The following is a 17,330-nucleotide window of genomic DNA, read 5'->3' as shown; positions in this document are numbered from 1 at the left end:
CTATCCGACATCAGAGGCGCGGCCAGCGCGCGCGGGCGAAGCAGAAGAGCCCGTAGGCGATGAGCCCGACCGCGACGAAGCCGAGGAGGAGCACGCCCGCCGGCAGCTCCACGAGCGACTTCAGCGCCTCGTCGAGCCCGCCCGCCTGCTCCGGATCGTGAGTGACGGCGGCGACGATCAGCAGCACGCCGAGAGCGCCGAGGACCACGCCCTTGGCGACGTAGCCGGCGACGCCGAGCACGGTGACGACGGTGCCCGCCGTGCCGCCCGGCTCCGCGACGTTCTCGAGGAACTTCCTGCTCGCTCCGCGGTACACGAAGACGCCGCCGACCGCGAGGACGGCCAGTCCCGCGATCACGAGCAGCACGACTCCGCCCGGCGCCGAGAGCACCTGCGCGCTCGCGCTCTCGGACGACTCGGACGAGCTCGACCCGCCGCCCGTCGCGAACTTCAGCGCCGTCACGCCGAGGGCGCCGTAGACGACGGCCTTGCCCGCCTCCTTCAGCCGGCTGCCCCAGGTCTTCAGGGCGCTCTCGCGCGGGCGGACGAGGAACGCCTCGAGCAGCCCCCAGAGCGCCAGGCCGAAGAGGCCGACCGTGCAGATCCAGAGGATCACCAGACCGCCGGGCTGCGCCGCGAGGGCGCCGAGAGCACCGCTCTGGTCGGCCTCGCCTCCGCCGCCGCGGGCCACGCCGAGCGCGATCACTCCGATCAGGAGGTGGACGAGGCCGTTCGCCGCGAAGCCGCCGCGGGCGAGGGTCCGCACCGCCCGGGAGTCCTGGATGTCGTCGGCGGTGCGCTGGGCGTCGGCGGTGCTCGGAGTGTTCACAGGGTGGACGCTACGCGTTTCCACACCCCCGCGCCCGGCGCTCCGCCGTTCGGAGGTGCTCCCGGAGCCGGTTCTCCACACCTTTCCACAGGGTTGTCCACAGCTGTGGAATCGCTGGAGGGACGAGCGGATCACACGTCGACGGCGCGGACGAGTCCGTCCTGCACGCCGCCCAGCCAGTCGTAGACGCTGCGGACCGCGGCCGCGCTCCCCTCCTCCGGGACGACGTCGTCGGTGTCGTCGATCCCCAGCCGCACGGCCAGAGCGAGCCGCATGTCGGTCAGTGCGCGGAGCCAGGCGATCGCCTGCGGCTCCTCGAGACGGACCGCGACCTCACCCAGCCCCTCGAAGATCCGGCCGTGACTCGTGCCGTCGCCGGCGTCGAGGGCCGCCGTGACGGCGCGGGCGTCGTCCATCTTGCGGGCGGCGAGGTCCGGAGCGGTGAAGCGGCGGAACTCGTCGGCCGCCTCGGCGTCGTCGCGGTAGGCGTCGGGCAGGAGGCGCGCGAGCGCCGGATCGGAGCGGGCCTCCTCCGAGGACGCCCCGCGGTCGAGCAGCTCGAGCATCTCGCCGGCCAGGTGGCGGAGGATCCCGGCCTCCTCGCGGTCGAAGCGGGCGACGGCCGCTCCGGAGGAGTCGCGGCGGAACGCGCGCATCAGCCGAGTCCTCGGATGCCGCGAGCGGGGTGCTCTCCGGTCTCCGCGGCGGCGGGGAGCAGCGGGGCGCTCACGCGTCGGCCTTCTGCAGCGTCGCCCACAGGCCGTAGCCGTGCATCGCCTCCACGTGCCGCTCCATCTCCTCGCGGTTGCCGGTCGCGACGACCGCGCGCCCCTCGGTGTGCACCTGCAGCATCAGCCGCTCCGCCTCGGCCCGGCCGAAGCCGAAGTAGCTGCGGAAGACGTACGAGACGTACGACATCAGGTTGACCGGATCGTCCCAGACCAGCACGATCCACGGGACCTCGGCCGCCGAGCGGGTCGCCAGGCGCTCGTCCGCGCGCTCGATCGTGTCCGCCATCCCTCCAGCGTAGGCCGCGGCGCGGGCGGACGCCCGGGCGCGCGGCCCGGAGCGCGCCGCCCGCAGCCCGCGAGTGTCCAGGAGTCGTCGCACTCGGCGCGGGGGCACGAGGCGGGGACCGCGAGAAGCCAGGAGTCGTCGCAGTCGAGCGCGAGTGCGACGACTCCTGGACGGTCGGAGCAGAGTCAGCAGCGGCGCCCGCCCTACGCCGACAGGCGCGGCAGGACCTCCCGGGCGAAGAAGTCGAGGTGGTCGAGGTCCTGCAGGTCCATGAACTGCAGGTAGACGCGCTCGCAGCCGGCCTCGCGGAGGGACTCGAGGCGGTCGACCGCCTCGTCGACGCCGCCGGCCACTCCGTGCTCGCGCAGCTCGGCGGGCTCGCGGCCGATCGCCGCCGCACGACGCGTGAACTCCGCCTCGTCCCCTCCGCCGACCGCGATCAGCGCGACCGAGTGCACGAGCGACGAGGGCTCGCGCCCGATCGCCCGGCACGCCTCGTCGACGCGCTCGAAGGCCCCCGGGATCGCGTCGAACTCGGGGAAGGGCAGATTGAACTCGCTCGCGAACCGCGCCGCGAGCGCCGGGGTCCGCTTGGGGCCGCCGCCGCCGACGATCACCGGCAGCGGCAGGCGGGCGGGCTTGGGCAGGGCCGGGGAGTCGGTCAGCGTGTAGTGCTCGCCGGCGAAGGAGTAGCGCTCGCCGACCGGCGTCGACCACAGGCCGGTCACGATCTCGAGCTGCTCCTCGAGGAGGTCGAAGCGGCGCGGAGGGAAGGGGATGCCGTAGGCGGCGTGCTCCTGCTCGAACCAGCCGGTGCCGAGGCCGAGCTCGGCACGGCCCCCGGACATCGCGTCGACCTGGGCGACCTGGATCGCGAGGATCCCCGGCGGCCGGTAGGTGACGGAGGAGACGAGGGTGCCGAGCGCGATCCGCTCGGTCTCGCGGGCGAGGCCGGCGAGCGTCGTCCACGCGTCGGACGGGCCCACGCCGGGGTCGCCGTCCCCCATTCGGAGGTAGTGGTCGGAGCGGAAGAAGCCGTCGTAGCCGAGGCTCTCGGCGGCCTGCGCGACGGCGAGGAGGTCCTCGTAGCTCGCGCCCTGCTGGGGTTCGGTGAACACTCTGAACTGCACGGGTCCAGCCTCCCGCACCGGGGCCGGATCATGCCAGCCCGGCTCCCCCGGCCGGGGCCGCCGACGGGCCCCCGTGTACCGTGGACGGTTGCCGCCGACGAGAGGACCCCATGTCCGAGCACCCGTCCTCCCCGGACACCGCCCCCGCCACCGCGGGCACGACCGCCCCTCCGCACCGCCTCGCGCGGTGGGTCTTCTGGCCCGCCGCCGTCCTCACGCTGTCGATCGCGGCCTTCGCGATCCTCGCGCCCGACGCCGCGACCTCCGTGTTCTCGACACTGCAGACCACGGTCGTCAACACGTTCAGCTGGTACTACGTGCTGATCGCCGCGGTCTTCGTGGCCTTCGCGATCTGGATGGGCGTCAGCCGCTTCGGCGACATCAAGCTCGGCGCCGACGACGACGAGCCCGAGTTCTCGATGCTCGCCTGGATCTCGCTCCTCTTCGCCGCCGGCATGGGCATCGGCCTCGTCTTCTACGGCGTCGCGGAGCCGCTCACCCACTTCGCCACTCCGCGCCCGGGCGTCACCGGCACCGAGACGCAGCTCGCGCAGAGCGCGATCTCGCAGACCTACCTGCACTGGGGCGTCCACGCCTGGTCCATCTACGTGGTGGTCGGCCTCGCCCTCGCCTACGCGATCCACCGCCGCAAGCGGCCGGTGTCGATCCGCTGGGCGCTGGAGCCGCTGCTGGGCCGCCGGGTCCGCGGCGGCTGGGGCAACGCGATCGACGTGGTCGCCCTGGTCGGCACCATGTTCGGAGTCGCGACCTCGCTCGGCCTGGGCGTCACCCAGATCTCGGCGGGCCTGGAGGCGAGCGGCATCGTGGAGTCGTCGCTCACCGTGCAGATCGTGGTCATCGCCGTGGTCACGGGCCTGACCGTCTTCTCGCTGATCTCGGGCGTGGGCAAGGGCATGAAGTGGCTCTCGACCGGCAACCTGCTGCTCGCCGCCGCGCTCCTCGTCTTCGTGCTCGTCGCCGGCCCGACCCAGTTCCTCCTCCGCGAGTTCGTGCAGTCGCTCGGCAACTACCTGCAGAACTTCATCGGCCTGACCTTCACGGTCAGCGCCTACGCCGGCCGCGAGGGCGAGCAGTGGCAGGCCTCGTGGACCACGTTCTACTGGGGCTGGTGGATGTCGTGGGCGCCGTTCGTCGGCATCTTCATCGCCCGCGTCTCGAAGGGCCGGACGGTCCGCGAGTTCGTCGGCGGCGTGCTGCTCGTGCCGACGATCATGACCTTCCTCTGGTTCAGCGTCCTCGGCGGCACGGCCATCTACCGGGAGCTCTACGGCGCCGGCGGCCTCGTCGGCGCCGACGGCTCGGTCGACACCAACCTGGCGCTCTTCTCGATGCTGCAGGGACTGCCCGCGGGCTCGGTGCTGACGATCGGCGCGATCCTCCTGATCGGCGTCTTCTTCGTGACCTCCGCCGACTCCGGAGCGCTGGTGATGTCGATGATCGCGACCGGCGGCGAGCCGGAGCCGCGCAACCGCATCCGCGTGTTCTTTGCCGTCGCGACCGCGCTGCTCGCCCTGTCGCTCCTGGTCGCCGGCGGCCTCGACGCCCTGCAGACCGCCGCGATCCTCTCGGCCCTGCCGTTCAGCGTCGTGATGATCCTGATGTGCGTCGCGACGGTGATCGCCTTCCGCCGCGAGATCCGCGCCTACGACAAGGCCCGCCGCAAGGCGTTCGTCGGCGACATCGGCACGTTCTACGGCCTCGAGGTCGAGGATCCGGCGGAGCGCGAGCCCGCCCACCCGATCAAGCGCCTCGCGAACCGCCTGAAGCCGGGGTCGAAGGAGTAGTCGGCTCGGAGGAGCAGCCAGGTCGGACAAGGCCGGGCGCCGCTGAGGCGCCCGGCCGGCCGATCAGCTGGGCGACGGGATGAAGGGGTGCTCCGGCGGGTCCTGGTCGTCGCCGAGGCGGGCGTCGGCGCCCTGGTCGAGCGCCTCGTCTATCGACTCGGGGTCGTCGATCTCGGCCGGGTCCTCCGGCGGGACCGGCAGGGAGTCGCCGTCGGGGCGGGTGGTGTCGGTGACGTCCTCGGGGGCGTCGAAGCCGAAGCTGCTCATGGTTCCCTCTCCGCGGTGCGCCCGGGAGGCGGCGCCGCTGCGGGCAGCCTAGGTCGCGCCCCCGGAGGCGGTCACGGACTTGACGGGGCACCCGAGGGGCCCCGCGGGATCGGCCTGCTCCGGTGGAGCCTCCGTCCCGGCAGCCGTCAGTGCACGTACTCGAGCAGGTCGGCCCCGAGGGTGCGCATGCCCTCCAGCACCGCGAGGCGGTAGTGCAGGGTCGTGTCGTCGAACTGGGTGGCGACCGCGTAGGCGACTCCGGCGCGCGGGCCGCGGAGGACTCCGGCCTCGGCGCGGACGCCGACGTCGGTGCCGGTCGCGTTGACGAGCAGGACGCCGTGGTCGGGGTGGCGGTGGGCGAGCGGGTCGAGCCCGAACGAGGCGGCGACCATCGAGAGGTCGGTGCCGAGCGAGAGCCAGCCGATCACCCGCGAGCTCACGGCGGCGTCGACGATCTCGCCGTTCGCGAGCGTGGCGAGCAGCCAGGTCAGCTCGCGGGCGGAGCCGATCGAGAGCTGCGGCGCGTCGTCCGGGCCGCGCTCGTCGCGCACGACGTCGAGCAGGGCGGTGCGGGAGAGGCCGAGCGCCTCCGCCCGCTCGCGCACGGCGTCGAGGCCGACGCGACGCAGCAGGACGTTGGTCGCGAGGTTGTCGCTCGAGGCCCCGACGAGGGCGGCGAGGTCGGCGATCGGCATCGACGGCACCTGGAGGTGCTGCCAGAGCCCGGAGCCCGAGACCGCGTCCGCCGCGGTCCGGTCGACCAGGCGCAGGTTCTCCTGCAGCTCGTCCTCCAGCCGGGCGGCGACCTCGATCAGCAGCACGACGGTGCCGAGGGAGGCGGTGGGCATCGAGACGGAGTCGTCGACCGCGAACAGGGTGCGGCCGGTCGCCAGGTCGACGGCGCGCGCCGAGACGACGACCCCGTCGATCGCGAGACGGCCGAGGGCGTCGAAGCCGCGCTGGAAGTTCTCGCGGTCGCCGCCGCCCTTGTGGCGCCCCCGGCGGTTGCGTCGGCTCTCACGGCGGGTCTCGCTGGTGGGGATCACCACGGGTACGGCCCCTCTACGGGTCGGGAGTGCGGTCGTGCGGAGGGGGGACCTGAGTCCTCACGCGCCGGCAGGACGCGCGATCGGCGGACGACCCCGCGGCATCGGTCGGCTCTCGATGCCCGGGGCTCCTCGTCCGTGGTGCGGAGGTGGTCGGCGGCGACTACCAGATGGTGACGCGCTCGCTCGGGGAGAGCCAGAGGGCGTCGCCTTCGGAGACGTCAAAAGTAGCGTAGAACTCGTCGATGTTCCGGACGATCTGGTTGCAGCGGAACTCGGCCGGAGCGTGCGGATCGATGGCGAGGAGGCGGATCGTCTCCTCGTCGCGGGACTTCTGCTGCCAGGCCTGCGCCCAGGAGAGGAAGAAGCGCTCGGCGCCTGTCAGGTCGTCCACGACGGGCGGCTCCTCGCCGTCCAGCGAGAGCAGGTACGCCTTCCAGGCGATGCCGAGACCGCCGAGGTCGCCGATGTTCTCGCCGATGGTCAGGGCGCCGTTCACGTGGTGCCCGGGCGTGGTCGCGGGAGCGAGCGCGTCGTACTGCGCGATGAGCGCCTTCGTCCGCTCCTCGAACGCGGCCCGGTCCTCCTCGGTCCACCAGTCGGTGAGGCGGCCGTCGCCGTCGAAGCGCGAGCCCTGGTCGTCGAAGCCGTGGCCGATCTCGTGGCCGATGACGGCGCCGATCGCTCCGTAGTTCGCGGCGGGGTCGCGGGCCTCGTCGAAGAAGGGGAACTGCAGGATCGCGGCCGGGAAGACGATCTCGTTGAAGCCCGGGTTGTAGTACGCGTTGATCGTCTGCGGGGTCATGAACCATTCGTCGCGGTCGAGCGGGCGGCCGATCTTGCCAAGCTCGCGGGCGAACTCGAACTCGGCCACGCGGCGGGCGTTGCCGAGCAGGTCGGCCGGGTCGATCGAGAGGGCGGAGTAGTCGCGCCAGCGCACCGGGTAGCCGATCTTGGGCGTGAACTTCGCGAGCTTCTCGAGCGCGCGCTCGCGGGTGGCGGGACTCATCCACTCCAGGTCGACGATGGAGCGGCGGTACGCCTCGATGAGGTTCGCGACCAGCACGTCCATCGCGGCCTTCGCCGTCTCGGGGAAGTGGCGGGCGACGTAGGTGCGGCCGACCGCCTCGCCGAGCGACCCCTCGACGAGCGAGACGGCGCGCTTCCAGCGCTCCCGCTTCTGCGGGGTGCCGGTGAGGGTGCGGCCGTAGAAGTCGAAGTTGGCGTCGACGAAGCCGCTGGACAGGTAGGCCGCGGCTCCGCGGATCACCTGCCAGGACAGCCAGTCGCGCCAGGCCGGGAGCCGGTCCTCGGTGAGCAGGCCCGCGAGACCCTGGAGGAAGCTCGGCTGGCGGACGACCACCTCGGCGAGCGCCCCCTCCGGAGCGCCCATCGCGGTGAGCCAGACGCCGAGGTCGACGCCCGCGGCGAGCTCCTCGACCTCGGACCAGGAGCGGAGGTTGTAGGTCGCCTGGCTGTCGCGGCTGCGGACCTTGTCCCAGTGCGCGGCAGCCAGGTCGGTCTCGAGGGCGACGATGCGCTCGGCGCGGGCCTCGGCGGCGTCGATGCCGGCCAGGGCCAGCATCCGCGCGACGAACGGCGTGTAGGCCTCGCGGACGGAGGCGAACTCCTCCTCGCGGTAGTAGCTCTCGTCCGGCAGGCCGAGGCCGCCCTGGTTGACGAAGACGAGGTAGCGCTCGGGGCTGCCCGGGTCGTTGTCGACGAAGAGGCCGAAGAGCCCGGGGACGCCGGTGCGCTCGAAGGCGCCGACCGCGCGGAGCAGGCCGGGGATCGAGTCGACCCGCTGCACGGCGGCGAGGTCGTCGGCGATCGGGGCGGCGCCGAGCTCCTCGGCCCGCTCCTCGTCCATGAAGGAGGCGTAGAGGTCGCCGAACAGTCGCTCCTCGGTGCCGTGCTGCGCGGTCTGCGCCTCGACGATGATGTCGCGCACGGCCTTCTCCGCCTCCTCCTGGAGCACGTGGAAGGAGCCGTAGCGCGCCTTGTCGGCGGGGATCTCGGTGCGGTCGATCCAGAGCCCGTTGACGTGCCGGTAGAGGTCGTCCTGCGGGCGCGTCGCGGGGTCGAGTTCGGAGCGGTCGATACCGGAGCGAGGCGTCGTCGAGGTCATGGCGGACAGCCTACGTCGGGGCGCCGACACGGTGGCGCGAGGTGCGGCGGGTCGAGCGCGGAGCCGCGGAGGGCGGGCGCGGAGCCGCGGACGGGAGTGCCCGGCGCGGAGCCGCGGGAGGGCCGGGCGCGCCACCGTCCGGCTCGCGGGGGCGGACTGCTCCTGCGAGCCGGACGGTGGCCGACGGGGACGCCGGAGCGTCAGCGCCCGAGCTGCTCCTCGACGTACGCGCGGATCGGCGTGGTCGGCCGCCCGATCAGGCGGGCGAGCGAGCCGTCGGTCCCGCCGAGGAGGCCGTCGGCGATGTTCGCGTCGAGGCCGACGACGAAGCCGACTCCGCCCTCGGGGACGCCGGCGCCGGTGAGGACGCGGGCGTGCTCGTCGGAGGAGACGTGGCTGATCGCGGCGTCGCGTCCGGCGACCTCGGCGACGATCGCGGCCAGCTCGTCGAAGCTCCAGGCGGTGTCGCCGGAGAGCTCGTGCACGGTGCCGACCAGGGACGGGTCGGTCAGGGCGACCGCTGCGGCCTCGGCGTAGTCGGTGCGCGCGGCGCTGGCGACGCGGCCCTCGCCGGCGCTCGAGAGGGTGCTGCCGGTGGAGGCGAGCTCGGCGACGGTCTGCTCGTAGTTCTCGTTGTACCAGCCGTTGCGGAGGATGACAGCGGGGACGCCGCTGGCGGCGATCGCCTCCTCCGTGGCCTTGTGCTCGGGGGCGAGGATGAGCGCGCTCGTGGTCGCCTTCGGGGCGCTCGTGTAGACCAGGCGCGCGCCGGCGCGGACGGCGGCGTCGATCGCGGCGGTGTGCTGTGCGACGCGCCTGCCGACCTCGGAGCCCGAGACGAGGAGGACGGCCTCGGCGCCGGAGAAGGCGGCGTCGAGCGAGGCGGAGTCGTCGAAGTCCGCGACGGCGGTGCGGACGCCGAGGTCGGCGGCGAGCGCCTCGAGCTTCGCGGCGTCGCGGCCGGTGGCGACGATGTCGGAGGCGGCGGTGCCGCGGGCGAGCAGGTGCTCGACGGCGAGACGGCCGAGGTGGCCGGTGGCTCCGGTGACGACGATGGTCATGAGGGGTCCTTCCTGACGGGTGGGGCGGGCGGGGTCCGCCGCCAGGAGGGTGCAACCGGCGCATCCTCCTCCTGCTTCCCGGAATGCAGTACCCACTATTTCGTTAGTACTGTCATCACCCCTGTCCCGAGGAGCACCCATGACGATCGCCGACTCCCCCCTGCTCGCCGGGGACGTCTACTCCGCCGACTGCCCGAGCCGCGAGGTCTTCGGGCACGTCACCAGCAAGTGGGGCGTCCTGGTGCTCGCGGCGCTCGCTCCGGGCACGCTGCGCTGGGGCGCTCTGCGGCGCCGGATCGGCGGGATCAGCGAGAAGATGCTCGCCCAGACGCTGCGGATCCTGGAAGAGGACGGCTTCGTGCACCGCGAGGCGCGGCCGGTCGTCCCGCCGCACGTCGAGTACCGGCTGACGCCGCTGGGAGCGGAGCTGGCGGAGCGTCTGCTGCCGGTCGTCGAGTGGATCGCGGGGAACGTCGGGGCGGTCCTGGAGGCGCGCTCGGAGGGCCGCCGGGAGGGAAGGTGAGCCTCACCTTCTTGTGAGAACGTTCACAATCCGTTCAGGGAGGAGCCTCCACCCGGCGGCATCGGCGACCCCTCCCCCTGCTTGCCTCGATCGCGTCTCCTGCTCGTGATCGAAGGACCTCCATGTCGGACACCGCCCGCCGCCCGCTCCTCCTCCCGATGGCCGGCCACGTGCGCGGCAAGCGCAGCCCCGTCACCTGCGCGCTGAAGTGCGCCAACGCCTGCTCCACCGCGACCTGCAACACGTCGCACAACAGCTACTTCCGCGACATCGTCTCGTCGCAGCTCTCCCGCCGCAGCGCCCTCGGCCTCGGCCTGGCCGGCGCGGTCACCGTCGCCGTCGCGTCCGCCGGAGGAGCACCCACCGCCGAGGCGGCCGTGGCGACCTCGGCCGACGGCTCGCCGCTCGCCTTCACTCCGATCGCTCCGGTGCCGTACACGGTCGACCGGTTCACGGTCCCCGAGGGCTTCGCCTGGCAGCCGATCATCCGCTGGGGCGACCCGCTCTTCGCCGACAGCCCCGCCTTCGACATCGCCGACCAGACGGAGGCTGCCCAGGCCGCGCAGTTCGGCTACAACAACGACTACACCGACATCGTCGAGATCCCGGGCTCGAAGCGCCTCCGCGCCCTGCTCGTCGTGAACCACGAGTACACGAACGAGAGCATCATGTTCCCGGCCGCGCAGCTCGAGGAGGAGCCGGAGCGCGTGCGCGCCGTCGGCCGCGCCGCCCACGGCCTCAGCGTCGTCGAGCTGGTCCGCACCGCGGTCGACCGCCCGTGGGCCTACGTCCGCGGGGGCGAGCGCAACCGCCGCTACCTGCTCGACACCCCCTACGAGGTGACCGGCGCCGCCGCCGGCACCGACCTGCTGAAGACGGTCGCCGACCCCGAGGGCCGCACCGTGCTCGGCACGCTCGGCAACTGCTCCGGGGGCACGACGCCGTGGGGCACGATCCTCTCGGGCGAGGAGAACTTCAACGGCTACTTCCGCGCCGTCGGCACGAGCGACGCCGAGAAGCGCTACGGCCTCGCCGACTCCGAGACCTCGCGCCTCTGGGAGCTCGACGACCCCCGCTTCGACGCCCGCACCCCGGGCTACGAGAACGAGCCGAACCGCTTCGGCTGGATCGTGGAGTTCGACCCCTTCGACCCCGACTCCACGCCGAAGAAGCACACGGCGCTCGGCCGGCTCAAGCACGAGGGCGCGAACGTCATCATCGCCCCGGACGGCCGCGTGGTCGCGTACCAGGGGGACGACGAGCGCTTCGACTACCTCTACAAGTTCGTCTCGACGAAGCGCTACATCGAGGGCGACCGCGCCCACAACAAGACCCTGCTGGAGGAGGGCGACCTCTACGTCGCCCGCTTCACCGGCGACTCCCCCGTGGCCGAGATCACCGGCACCGGGGCGGTCCCCTCGGACGGCGGCTTCGACGGCATCGGCGAGTGGCTGCCCCTGGTGCTGAACGGCGCCTCGACGATCGCCGGGATGAGCGTCGCCGAGGTGCTCGTGCACACCCGCCAGGCGGCGGACGCCGCGGGCGCGACCAAGATGGACCGCTGCGAGGACGTGCAGCCCAGCCTGGTCAGCGGCCGGATCTACGTGGCCTGCACCAACAACTCCGCCCGCGGCACCGAGGGCGCCAAGGAGGGCGCGACCGAGGTCAACCCGCGCACCGAGAACCGCGACGGCCACATCGTCGAGATCATCGAGGACGGCGGCGACCAGACCGGCCGCACCTTCACCTGGAACCTGCTGATGCTCTGCGGCGACCAGGCGCAGGGCGACGTCGTCTACTTCTCCGGCTTCCCGGCGGACCAGGTCTCGCCGATCTCGTGCCCGGACAACCTGGCCTTCGACTCGGTCGGGAACCTCTGGATCTCGACCGACGGCGCCCCGAGCGGCATCGGCTACAACGACGGGCTCTTCAAGGTCGCGCTCGAGGGCGCGACGCGCGGCGGAGTGGAGCAGTTCCTCTCGGTGCCCCGCGACGCCGAGACCTGCGGACCGATCGTCCACGACCTCGACCAGCACGTGTTCGTGGCGGTGCAGCACCCGGGCGAGGAGGGCACCTTCGAGGCGCCGACCTCGTTCTTCCCGGACTACGGATCCACGGCGGCGGGGGCGGTGGCGGCACCGCGTCCGACCATCGTGCAGATCCTGCCGGCCTCGCAGGTGGTGGCGCCGACTCCGACGCCGACCGCCGGGCCGACCACGGCACCGACGACCCCGCCGACCACCGCGCCCACGGCGACTCCCACCACGGCGCCGACCGCCGGGCCGACCGCGGCGCCCACCGCGGCTCCGTCCCCGGTGCCCACGACCGCGCCGACCGGCACGCCCACCCCGCTGCCCGTCGGCGGCTCGGGCGGCGGGCTGGCCTCGACCGGAGTCGAGAGCGTCGGCCTGATCGCGGGCGCCACCGCGCTCCTGGCCGCGGGCGCCACCGCGCTCGGCCTCGGAGCGCGCCGCCGCGCGGCCGCCGAGGGCGAGGACGACCCGCAGGCGTGAGGCCGGACAGGGCCCGGGACCGATCAGAGGATCGGGGCCCGGGCCCTGTCGCGCTCGGGGACCCGCCGCTCAGGCCCCCGGGACCGATCACAGGATCGGGGCCCGGGCCCTGCCACGCTCGGGGACCCGCCGCTCAGGCCCCCGGGACCGGCGGGCCGGTGCGCCAGCGGAGGATCGCCGCGGCGTCGGCGTCGTGCGGCAGCGTCACCACGTCGGCCCCCTCCGGAGCGGTGCGGGAGTCGGTGACGAGCACGCGCGCGTCCGTGAGCACGGCGGCGCGGGCCAGCGCGAGGGCGGCGTCGACGGAGTCGATCACCTCGGCGCCCAGCGCCTCCTCCGGGGCCGACGCGACCCACGGCTCCGCGGCGAGCGCCAGCAGAGCGCGCTCGCGCAGCCGGCCGGGGTCGAGCACCAGCGTCTCGACCTGCGCCGAGGCCAGCGCCGTGACGATCGCGCCGAGCGAGTACTCGACGATGCGGCGCGGCTCCCCGGTGCGCAGGGCGTCGAGCACGTCCTCCTTCTCGCGCAGCAGGATCCGGTCGAGCTGCTCGTCGACGAACCGCTCCAGCGCCCCCTCCTCGCTGCCGGCGGCCCGCGTGTTCACGGGCTCGACGGCCAGGATCGCGGCGCTGCTCGGCGAGAGCTGCTGCGCGAGCAGCTGCCGGGCGTGGATGTCCCCCGCGACGACCAGCAGGCGCGGCCGGTGCACGCGCACGAGCTCGTCCACCGCGGCGGCGAGCTCGGCCTGCGTGCGCCGCCAGATCTCCTCCGCGTGGTGGTGGAACCGGTCGTGCCGCCAGCCGCCGGCCTGCGCCTTGTGGAGGGTGTCGGTGCGGCCCTGCACGGCCTGCTCGGCCTCGGGTCGCTGCGCGCCCAGGCGGTGCAGGCGGATCTCGCCGCCGTCCCGCGAGGTCTCGACGACGAGGACGCGCAGGTCGGGCCGGTGCTGCAGCAGCGGCACGATGTCCGGGAGCGGGCTGTAGGAGACGCCCTCGGGCGCGACCGGCCGACCCGGCAGCACCTCGTTCAGCACGACCCTCCCGTCCACGGCGACCGCGAAGAGGCAGCAGCCGCCCTGGGGGCGCCCGGCCTCCTCGAGCAGAGCGGTGAGGGCCCGGATGTCGGCCTGGGGCGCACCCTGGCGGGCGAGCTCGTCTCCGAGGGACGTGGCGCGCTCGAGCGAGATGTCCGGCGGATCCCCGGAGTCGATCGCGAGGTCGACGTAGAGCTGCGACACGGGCCGGGAGTCGCGGAGGAGCTCGGCCAGGGTCGGGAGAGCGGGGGTGGTGGTCACCATCGGGTCGTCCTTTCCTGTCGTGTCCCGACAGTGTCGGACGGCAGGAGCGGGAGGAGGGGCGGGGTTGACTGCTCGCGCGCGCCTCAGAGCAGGCGGCGGGCGGAGGCCCAGGCGGTGAGCTCGTAGCGGGAGGAGAGCTGCAGCTTGCGGAGGACGGCGGAGACGTGGGACTCGACCGTCTTGACCGAGATGAAGAGCTCGGCGGCCGCCTCCTTGTAGGCGTAGCCGCGGGCGATCAGGCGCATCACCTCGCGCTCGCGGGCCGAGAGCCGGTCGAGCTCGTCCACCGACTCCGCCTGCTCGCCCGCCAGCGCCCCGAAGGCGTCGAGCACGAAGCCGGCCAGGCGCGGCGAGAACACGGCGTCCCCGCCCGCCACCGCGAGCACGGCCCGGCTGACCTCGGCTCCGGAGCTGGCCTTGGTGATGTAGCCGCGGGCGCCGGCGCGGATCACGCCGACCACGTCCTCCGCGGCGTCCGAGACGCTGAGCGCCAGGAAGCGCGACGACGACCCGGCGCTGCGCCGCAGCACCTCGGCCCCGCCTCCGCCCGCACCGCCCGGCAGGTGCACGTCGAGCAGCACCACCTCGGGCGCGAGCGAGGCGACCAGGCCGACGGCGGAGTCGACGTCGGCCGCCTCCCCGACGACCTCGAGCTCGGGGGCGAGGTCGGCCCGCAGGCCGGAGCGGAAGATGGAGTGGTCGTCGACCAGCAGCACGCGGGTCACCGCTCGACCTCCGCGGGGAGCCGCAGATGCACCTCGGTGCCGGTGCCGCCGACTCCGGGACGCACGGTCGCGCTGCCGCCCGCGCGCGCCATCCGGCCGATGATCGACTCGCGGATGCCGAGGCGGTCCCCGGGCACCTCGTCGAGGACGACGCCGGGGCCGCGGTCGCGCACGAACACGTCGACGCCCTGCACGGAGGACTCGAGGTACACCGAGACGTCGCCGCCCGCGTGTCGGGCCGCGTTGAGCACGGCCTCGCGGGTCGCGGCGAGGAGCGCGGCGGCGCCGGGGACGGACGCTCCGACGGCCACCACCTCGAGGTGCACGGGGTAGTCGAGCTCGACGGCGGCGGCGATCGCCCGGACCTCGGCGGCCAGGTCGTTGGCGACCGGGACGTCGCGCTCGAACAGCCAGTCGCGCAGCTCCCGCTCCTGGGCGCGCGCGATGCGGGCGACCTCGCTCGAGGCTCCGGCGCGGTTCTGGATGAGCGCGAGGGTCTGCAGCACGGAGTCGTGCAGGTGCGCGGCGATCTCGGCCCGCTGCTCCTCGCGCACGCGGGCGGCCCGCTCGCCCATCAGCTCGGACCAGAGGGTCACCACCCGGGGCGCGGCCAGCACACCGGCGGCGATCAGCAGCACGCCCACGGCGAGCACCGCGTTGAGCGCGCTCGGGCGGCCGGTGAGCACGGCCGCTCCGGCGAGCACCAGCAGCGCGCAGGAGGCGAGGCGCACCGCGGAGCCGTACCGGGCGGGGCGGACGGCGTCGCCGCGGTCGAGTCCGAGACTCCAGCCGACGGCTCCTCCCGCGAGCAGGCCGACGGCGACGAGTGCGCGCGTGATGTCCGCGTCGTCACCGCTGTCGACGGTGATCAGCACGGCGAGCGCCGCGACGGCGGCGGCGAGGGTCAGCAGGCCGGCCACGGGAGCGGAGCGGCGGACGGCCGGATCCGCGTCGCGCGAGTCGAGCGGCGCGAGGGGCACCAGCGCCCAGAGCCAGAGGTAGAGGAGCGCGCCGCCCCCGCCGAGCGCGGTCGTGAGAACGGCCAGGAGGCGGGTCCTCCGCACGCTCCAGCCGAGGTGGTCGGCGACCGCGGTGCACACTCCGCCGAGCAGCATCGTCCGCGGCCGCTGCAGCGGGGGGCGGACGGCGGTGCCGGGGACTGTGCTCACCCCTGCATCCAAACAGGTCGGCCGCACGATCGGGGGTGCTCTCGGGGTCGGATCAGGGGTTCCCCCGATGGTCCGGGCCGTGGGGCGCACGGGAGACTCGCAGCATGACAGGACAGAGCACGACCCCGCCGGGCTCCGCGGAGCCGGACGGCACGGGCGCGGAAGGCACAGCGACGACGCCGATCGGGACGGATCCCGGAGCCGCCGGCCCCGACAGCCCCGGCCCGGACAGCGCCGGCCCCGAGAGCCCCGGCCCGGGAGCCCCAGGCCTGGCCGATCCGCCCCCCGCGCCCGAGAACCGCTTCGTGCTCTGGCTGCGAGGCCTCGACCTGCCCCGCCGTCCCGGCTGGATCGGCGGCGTCTGCGCGGGGATCGCCGACCGGCTCGGCATCGACCCGCTGATCGTGCGCGGGATCGTGCTCGTCGTCGCGGTGCTGGGCGGGCCCGCGCTCCTCCTCTACGCCGCGGCCTGGCTGCTGCTGCCCGACCAGGACGGCGCCCTGCCGGTGGAGCGGCTGCTCCGCGGCTCGCTCGACCGGGTGCACGCCGGGATCGGCGTCCTCGTGCTCGCCTCGATGCTGCCGGTGGCGCAGGGCTTCTGGTCGCTCGGCGGCGCGTACACCGGGGCGATGCCCTGGGCGCCCGCGACCGGGCGGACGCTGTGGTCGCTCGTGGTGCTCGGGCTGATCGTGGCCTTCGTGGTCTGGATCGTGCGGCGGAGCCGGCGGTCGGACGACGCGGCCGCTCACCCGGCCCAGGGCTCCCCGTCCGCACACCCCTCCGCGACGCTCCCCTACCCCGCGCCCTCCGCTCCCGCCTACCCCGCACCCGACCCCGGGCTGCAGGACGAGCGCCCCTCGTCCCCCGAGGCCGTCGCCGAGTGGCGCGAGCGCCAGGAGGCCTGGCGGGCCGAGCGGGAGGCGTTCCGCGCCCAGCAGAGCGCGACGGCCCGCGAGACGGCCCGCGCCCGGGCGGAGGAGGCGCGACTCGCCGCCGCCGCCGTCACCGCCGCGCGCCTGGAGCGCCAGCGCCTCCGACGCGCCGCGAACCCCCGGCTGCGGGCGAGCCTCACGCTGCTCGCCCTGGGCGCCGCCGCCCTGACCGGCGCACTGGTCTCGCTCACCGCCTCCGGACCGACGGCCCTCGTCGTCGGAGCCGCCTCGGCCGCGCTCGTGCTCGCCGTGGTGATCGTGCTCGCCGGCCTGTTCCGGAGGCGCGCGATCGCGCTGGTCGCCCTCGCGACGGTCGCGCTGGTCACGGCCGCCTGCGCCGCCGTGCTGCCGACCGACCGCGAGCTGCTCCCCGTGCTGGGCACCTACGGCTTCTCGAGCGCCGCTCCCGGCCGCTACGCGACGCTCGCGGCGAGCGACCTGCGCGTCACGGTCGCACCCGGCTACGAGACCTCCGGCGAGCCGCTGGACCTCTGGATCGGCTACGGGCACGTGTCCGTCGCCACGATGGCGGGAACGGCGGTCCGCCTCGAGGCGACCACGGAGGACACCGAGCTCCTCGTTCTGGACGCCGACGGAGGCGCGATCGACGCGCCCCGCGAGGTCCGCACCGCCGACGGCCGTCAGCTGTGGACGCAGACCTTCGGCGATCCCGAGGCCGAGCAGTTCGTGGTCCGCATCGCCCAGGAGGGCGGGTCGATCCGCGTCCAGGACTCCACACCGGGCGCCGACTCCGGCACCACTGCGCCGGACGCCGACGCCACCCCGACACCCACCCCCGAGCTCGAGGTCGTCGGGGAGGCGGCCGACGTCGACTCCGCCGTCGGCCTGGTCGCCTCGCTCGCGCCCGAGGTGGTGCTGCTCGACGTG

The 17,330-nt window shown here is 74.2% G+C and carries 15 protein-coding genes; 4 read left to right on the top strand and 11 right to left on the bottom strand.

The genetic code is table 11. From position 1 onward, the window contains the following. Window positions 1–10: 10 nt before the first annotated feature. The 4 genes from C5B98_RS08775 to C5B98_RS08760 form a co-directional block, all read right to left on the bottom strand. Window positions 11–829 carry a DUF1206 domain-containing protein gene (locus C5B98_RS08775; RefSeq protein ID WP_104225741.1) on the bottom strand — a complete coding sequence of 273 codons (819 nt, stop codon included), beginning with the start codon at window positions 827–829 and terminating at the stop codon, window positions 11–13. A gap of 131 nt (window positions 830–960) precedes the next feature. After that, window positions 961–1,485 (bottom strand): DUF2017 domain-containing protein, encoded by a 525-nt coding sequence (locus C5B98_RS08770; protein ID WP_104222828.1) that lies wholly within the window; start codon window positions 1,483–1,485, stop codon window positions 961–963. A gap of 70 nt (window positions 1,486–1,555) precedes the next feature. Next, a complete protein-coding gene (gene clpS / locus C5B98_RS08765) occupies window positions 1,556–1,846 on the bottom strand; it encodes an ATP-dependent Clp protease adapter ClpS (protein WP_104222829.1) in 291 nt (96 codons plus the stop codon). Between the two features lie 203 nt (window positions 1,847–2,049). Then, complete coding sequence (locus tag C5B98_RS08760) at window positions 2,050–2,976, bottom strand: LLM class F420-dependent oxidoreductase (protein WP_104222830.1); 927 nt, start codon at window positions 2,974–2,976, stop codon at window positions 2,050–2,052. A 110-nt stretch (window positions 2,977–3,086) separates the two neighbouring features. Between C5B98_RS08760 and C5B98_RS08755 the strand changes: the two genes are divergently transcribed. Next, a complete protein-coding gene (locus tag C5B98_RS08755) occupies window positions 3,087–4,781 on the top strand; it encodes a BCCT family transporter (protein WP_104327639.1) in 1,695 nt (564 codons plus the stop codon). A 63-nt stretch (window positions 4,782–4,844) separates the two neighbouring features. Here C5B98_RS08755 and C5B98_RS08750 read toward each other — a convergent pair whose 3' ends face one another. The 4 genes from C5B98_RS08750 to C5B98_RS08735 all read right to left on the bottom strand — a co-directional run bounded on the left by C5B98_RS08750 (window position 4,845) and on the right by C5B98_RS08735 (window position 9,283). Continuing rightward, a complete protein-coding gene (locus C5B98_RS08750; RefSeq protein WP_104222832.1) occupies window positions 4,845–5,048 on the bottom strand; it encodes a hypothetical protein in 204 nt (67 codons plus the stop codon). 146 nt (window positions 5,049–5,194) lie between these two features. Next, window positions 5,195–6,097 (bottom strand): serine hydrolase, encoded by a 903-nt coding sequence (locus tag C5B98_RS08745; RefSeq protein ID WP_104327638.1) that lies wholly within the window; start codon window positions 6,095–6,097, stop codon window positions 5,195–5,197. Window positions 6,098–6,257: 160 nt separating this feature from the next. After that, window positions 6,258–8,222, bottom strand: coding sequence for a M13 family metallopeptidase (locus C5B98_RS08740; RefSeq protein ID WP_104327637.1), 1,965 nt, complete (start codon window positions 8,220–8,222; stop codon window positions 6,258–6,260). Window positions 8,223–8,422: 200 nt separating this feature from the next. Then, the gene (locus tag C5B98_RS08735; protein WP_104327636.1) at window positions 8,423–9,283 is read right to left on the bottom strand and encodes an NmrA family NAD(P)-binding protein; all 861 of its coding nucleotides are present in this window, start codon (window positions 9,281–9,283) and stop codon (window positions 8,423–8,425) included. 139 nt (window positions 9,284–9,422) lie between these two features. On the opposite strand from C5B98_RS08735, the gene C5B98_RS08730 reads away from it, so the two are divergent. Both C5B98_RS08730 and C5B98_RS08725 read left to right on the top strand, forming a co-directional pair. Beyond that, a complete protein-coding gene (locus tag C5B98_RS08730) occupies window positions 9,423–9,806 on the top strand; it encodes a helix-turn-helix domain-containing protein (RefSeq protein WP_104256663.1) in 384 nt (127 codons plus the stop codon). 122 nt (window positions 9,807–9,928) lie between these two features. After that, window positions 9,929–12,319 carry a PhoX family phosphatase gene (locus C5B98_RS08725; RefSeq protein ID WP_104327635.1) on the top strand — a complete coding sequence of 797 codons (2,391 nt, stop codon included), beginning with the start codon at window positions 9,929–9,931 and terminating at the stop codon, window positions 12,317–12,319. A gap of 133 nt (window positions 12,320–12,452) precedes the next feature. On the opposite strand, the gene C5B98_RS08720 is transcribed toward C5B98_RS08725, so the two are convergent. The 3 genes from C5B98_RS08720 to C5B98_RS08710 form a co-directional block, all read right to left on the bottom strand. Continuing rightward, complete coding sequence (locus C5B98_RS08720; RefSeq protein WP_104327634.1) at window positions 12,453–13,616, bottom strand: Vms1/Ankzf1 family peptidyl-tRNA hydrolase; 1,164 nt, start codon at window positions 13,614–13,616, stop codon at window positions 12,453–12,455. A gap of 83 nt (window positions 13,617–13,699) precedes the next feature. After that, entirely contained in the window at window positions 13,700–14,341 is a 642-nt protein-coding gene (locus C5B98_RS08715; RefSeq protein ID WP_104225749.1) for a response regulator transcription factor, read from the bottom strand. Beyond that, window positions 14,338–15,510: a sensor histidine kinase gene (locus tag C5B98_RS08710; protein WP_104222840.1), complete on the bottom strand. Its 1,173-nt coding sequence runs from the start codon at window positions 15,508–15,510 to the stop codon at window positions 14,338–14,340. Before C5B98_RS08710 ends, C5B98_RS08715 begins: the two co-directional genes overlap by 4 nt. Before the next feature lie 104 nt (window positions 15,511–15,614). On the opposite strand from C5B98_RS08710, the gene C5B98_RS08705 reads away from it, so the two are divergent. Next, the coding region (locus C5B98_RS08705; RefSeq protein ID WP_104327633.1) for a PspC domain-containing protein at window positions 15,615–17,330 on the top strand (1,716 nt) is incomplete at its 3' end.

The organism is Rathayibacter sp. AY1A5, assembly GCF_002930875.1.
GTDB lineage: Bacteria > Actinomycetota > Actinomycetes > Actinomycetales > Microbacteriaceae > Rathayibacter.
Note: the sequence above shows the minus strand (reverse complement) of the source record. Positions and strands in the feature narration are given on the sequence as shown.

Bases quoted from the DNA above. Each gene is read 5' to 3' on its own strand.
- C5B98_RS08750 (WP_104222832.1), bottom strand. From the start codon at position 5,048: ATGAGCAGCTTCGGCTTCGACGCCCCCGAGGACGTCACCGACACCACC.
- C5B98_RS08735 (WP_104327636.1), bottom strand. From the start codon at position 9,283: ATGACCATCGTCGTCACCGGAGCCACCGGCCACCTCGGCCGTCTCGCC.
- C5B98_RS08770 (WP_104222828.1), bottom strand. From the start codon at position 1,485: ATGCGCGCGTTCCGCCGCGACTCCTCCGGAGCGGCCGTCGCCCGCTTC.
- C5B98_RS08720 (WP_104327634.1), bottom strand. From the start codon at position 13,616: ATGGTGACCACCACCCCCGCTCTCCCGACCCTGGCCGAGCTCCTCCGC.
- C5B98_RS08755 (WP_104327639.1), top strand. From the start codon at position 3,087: ATGTCCGAGCACCCGTCCTCCCCGGACACCGCCCCCGCCACCGCGGGC.
- C5B98_RS08740 (WP_104327637.1), bottom strand. From the start codon at position 8,222: ATGACCTCGACGACGCCTCGCTCCGGTATCGACCGCTCCGAACTCGAC.
- C5B98_RS08725 (WP_104327635.1), top strand. From the start codon at position 9,929: ATGTCGGACACCGCCCGCCGCCCGCTCCTCCTCCCGATGGCCGGCCAC.
- C5B98_RS08730 (WP_104256663.1), top strand. From the start codon at position 9,423: ATGACGATCGCCGACTCCCCCCTGCTCGCCGGGGACGTCTACTCCGCC.
- clpS (WP_104222829.1), bottom strand. From the start codon at position 1,846: ATGGCGGACACGATCGAGCGCGCGGACGAGCGCCTGGCGACCCGCTCG.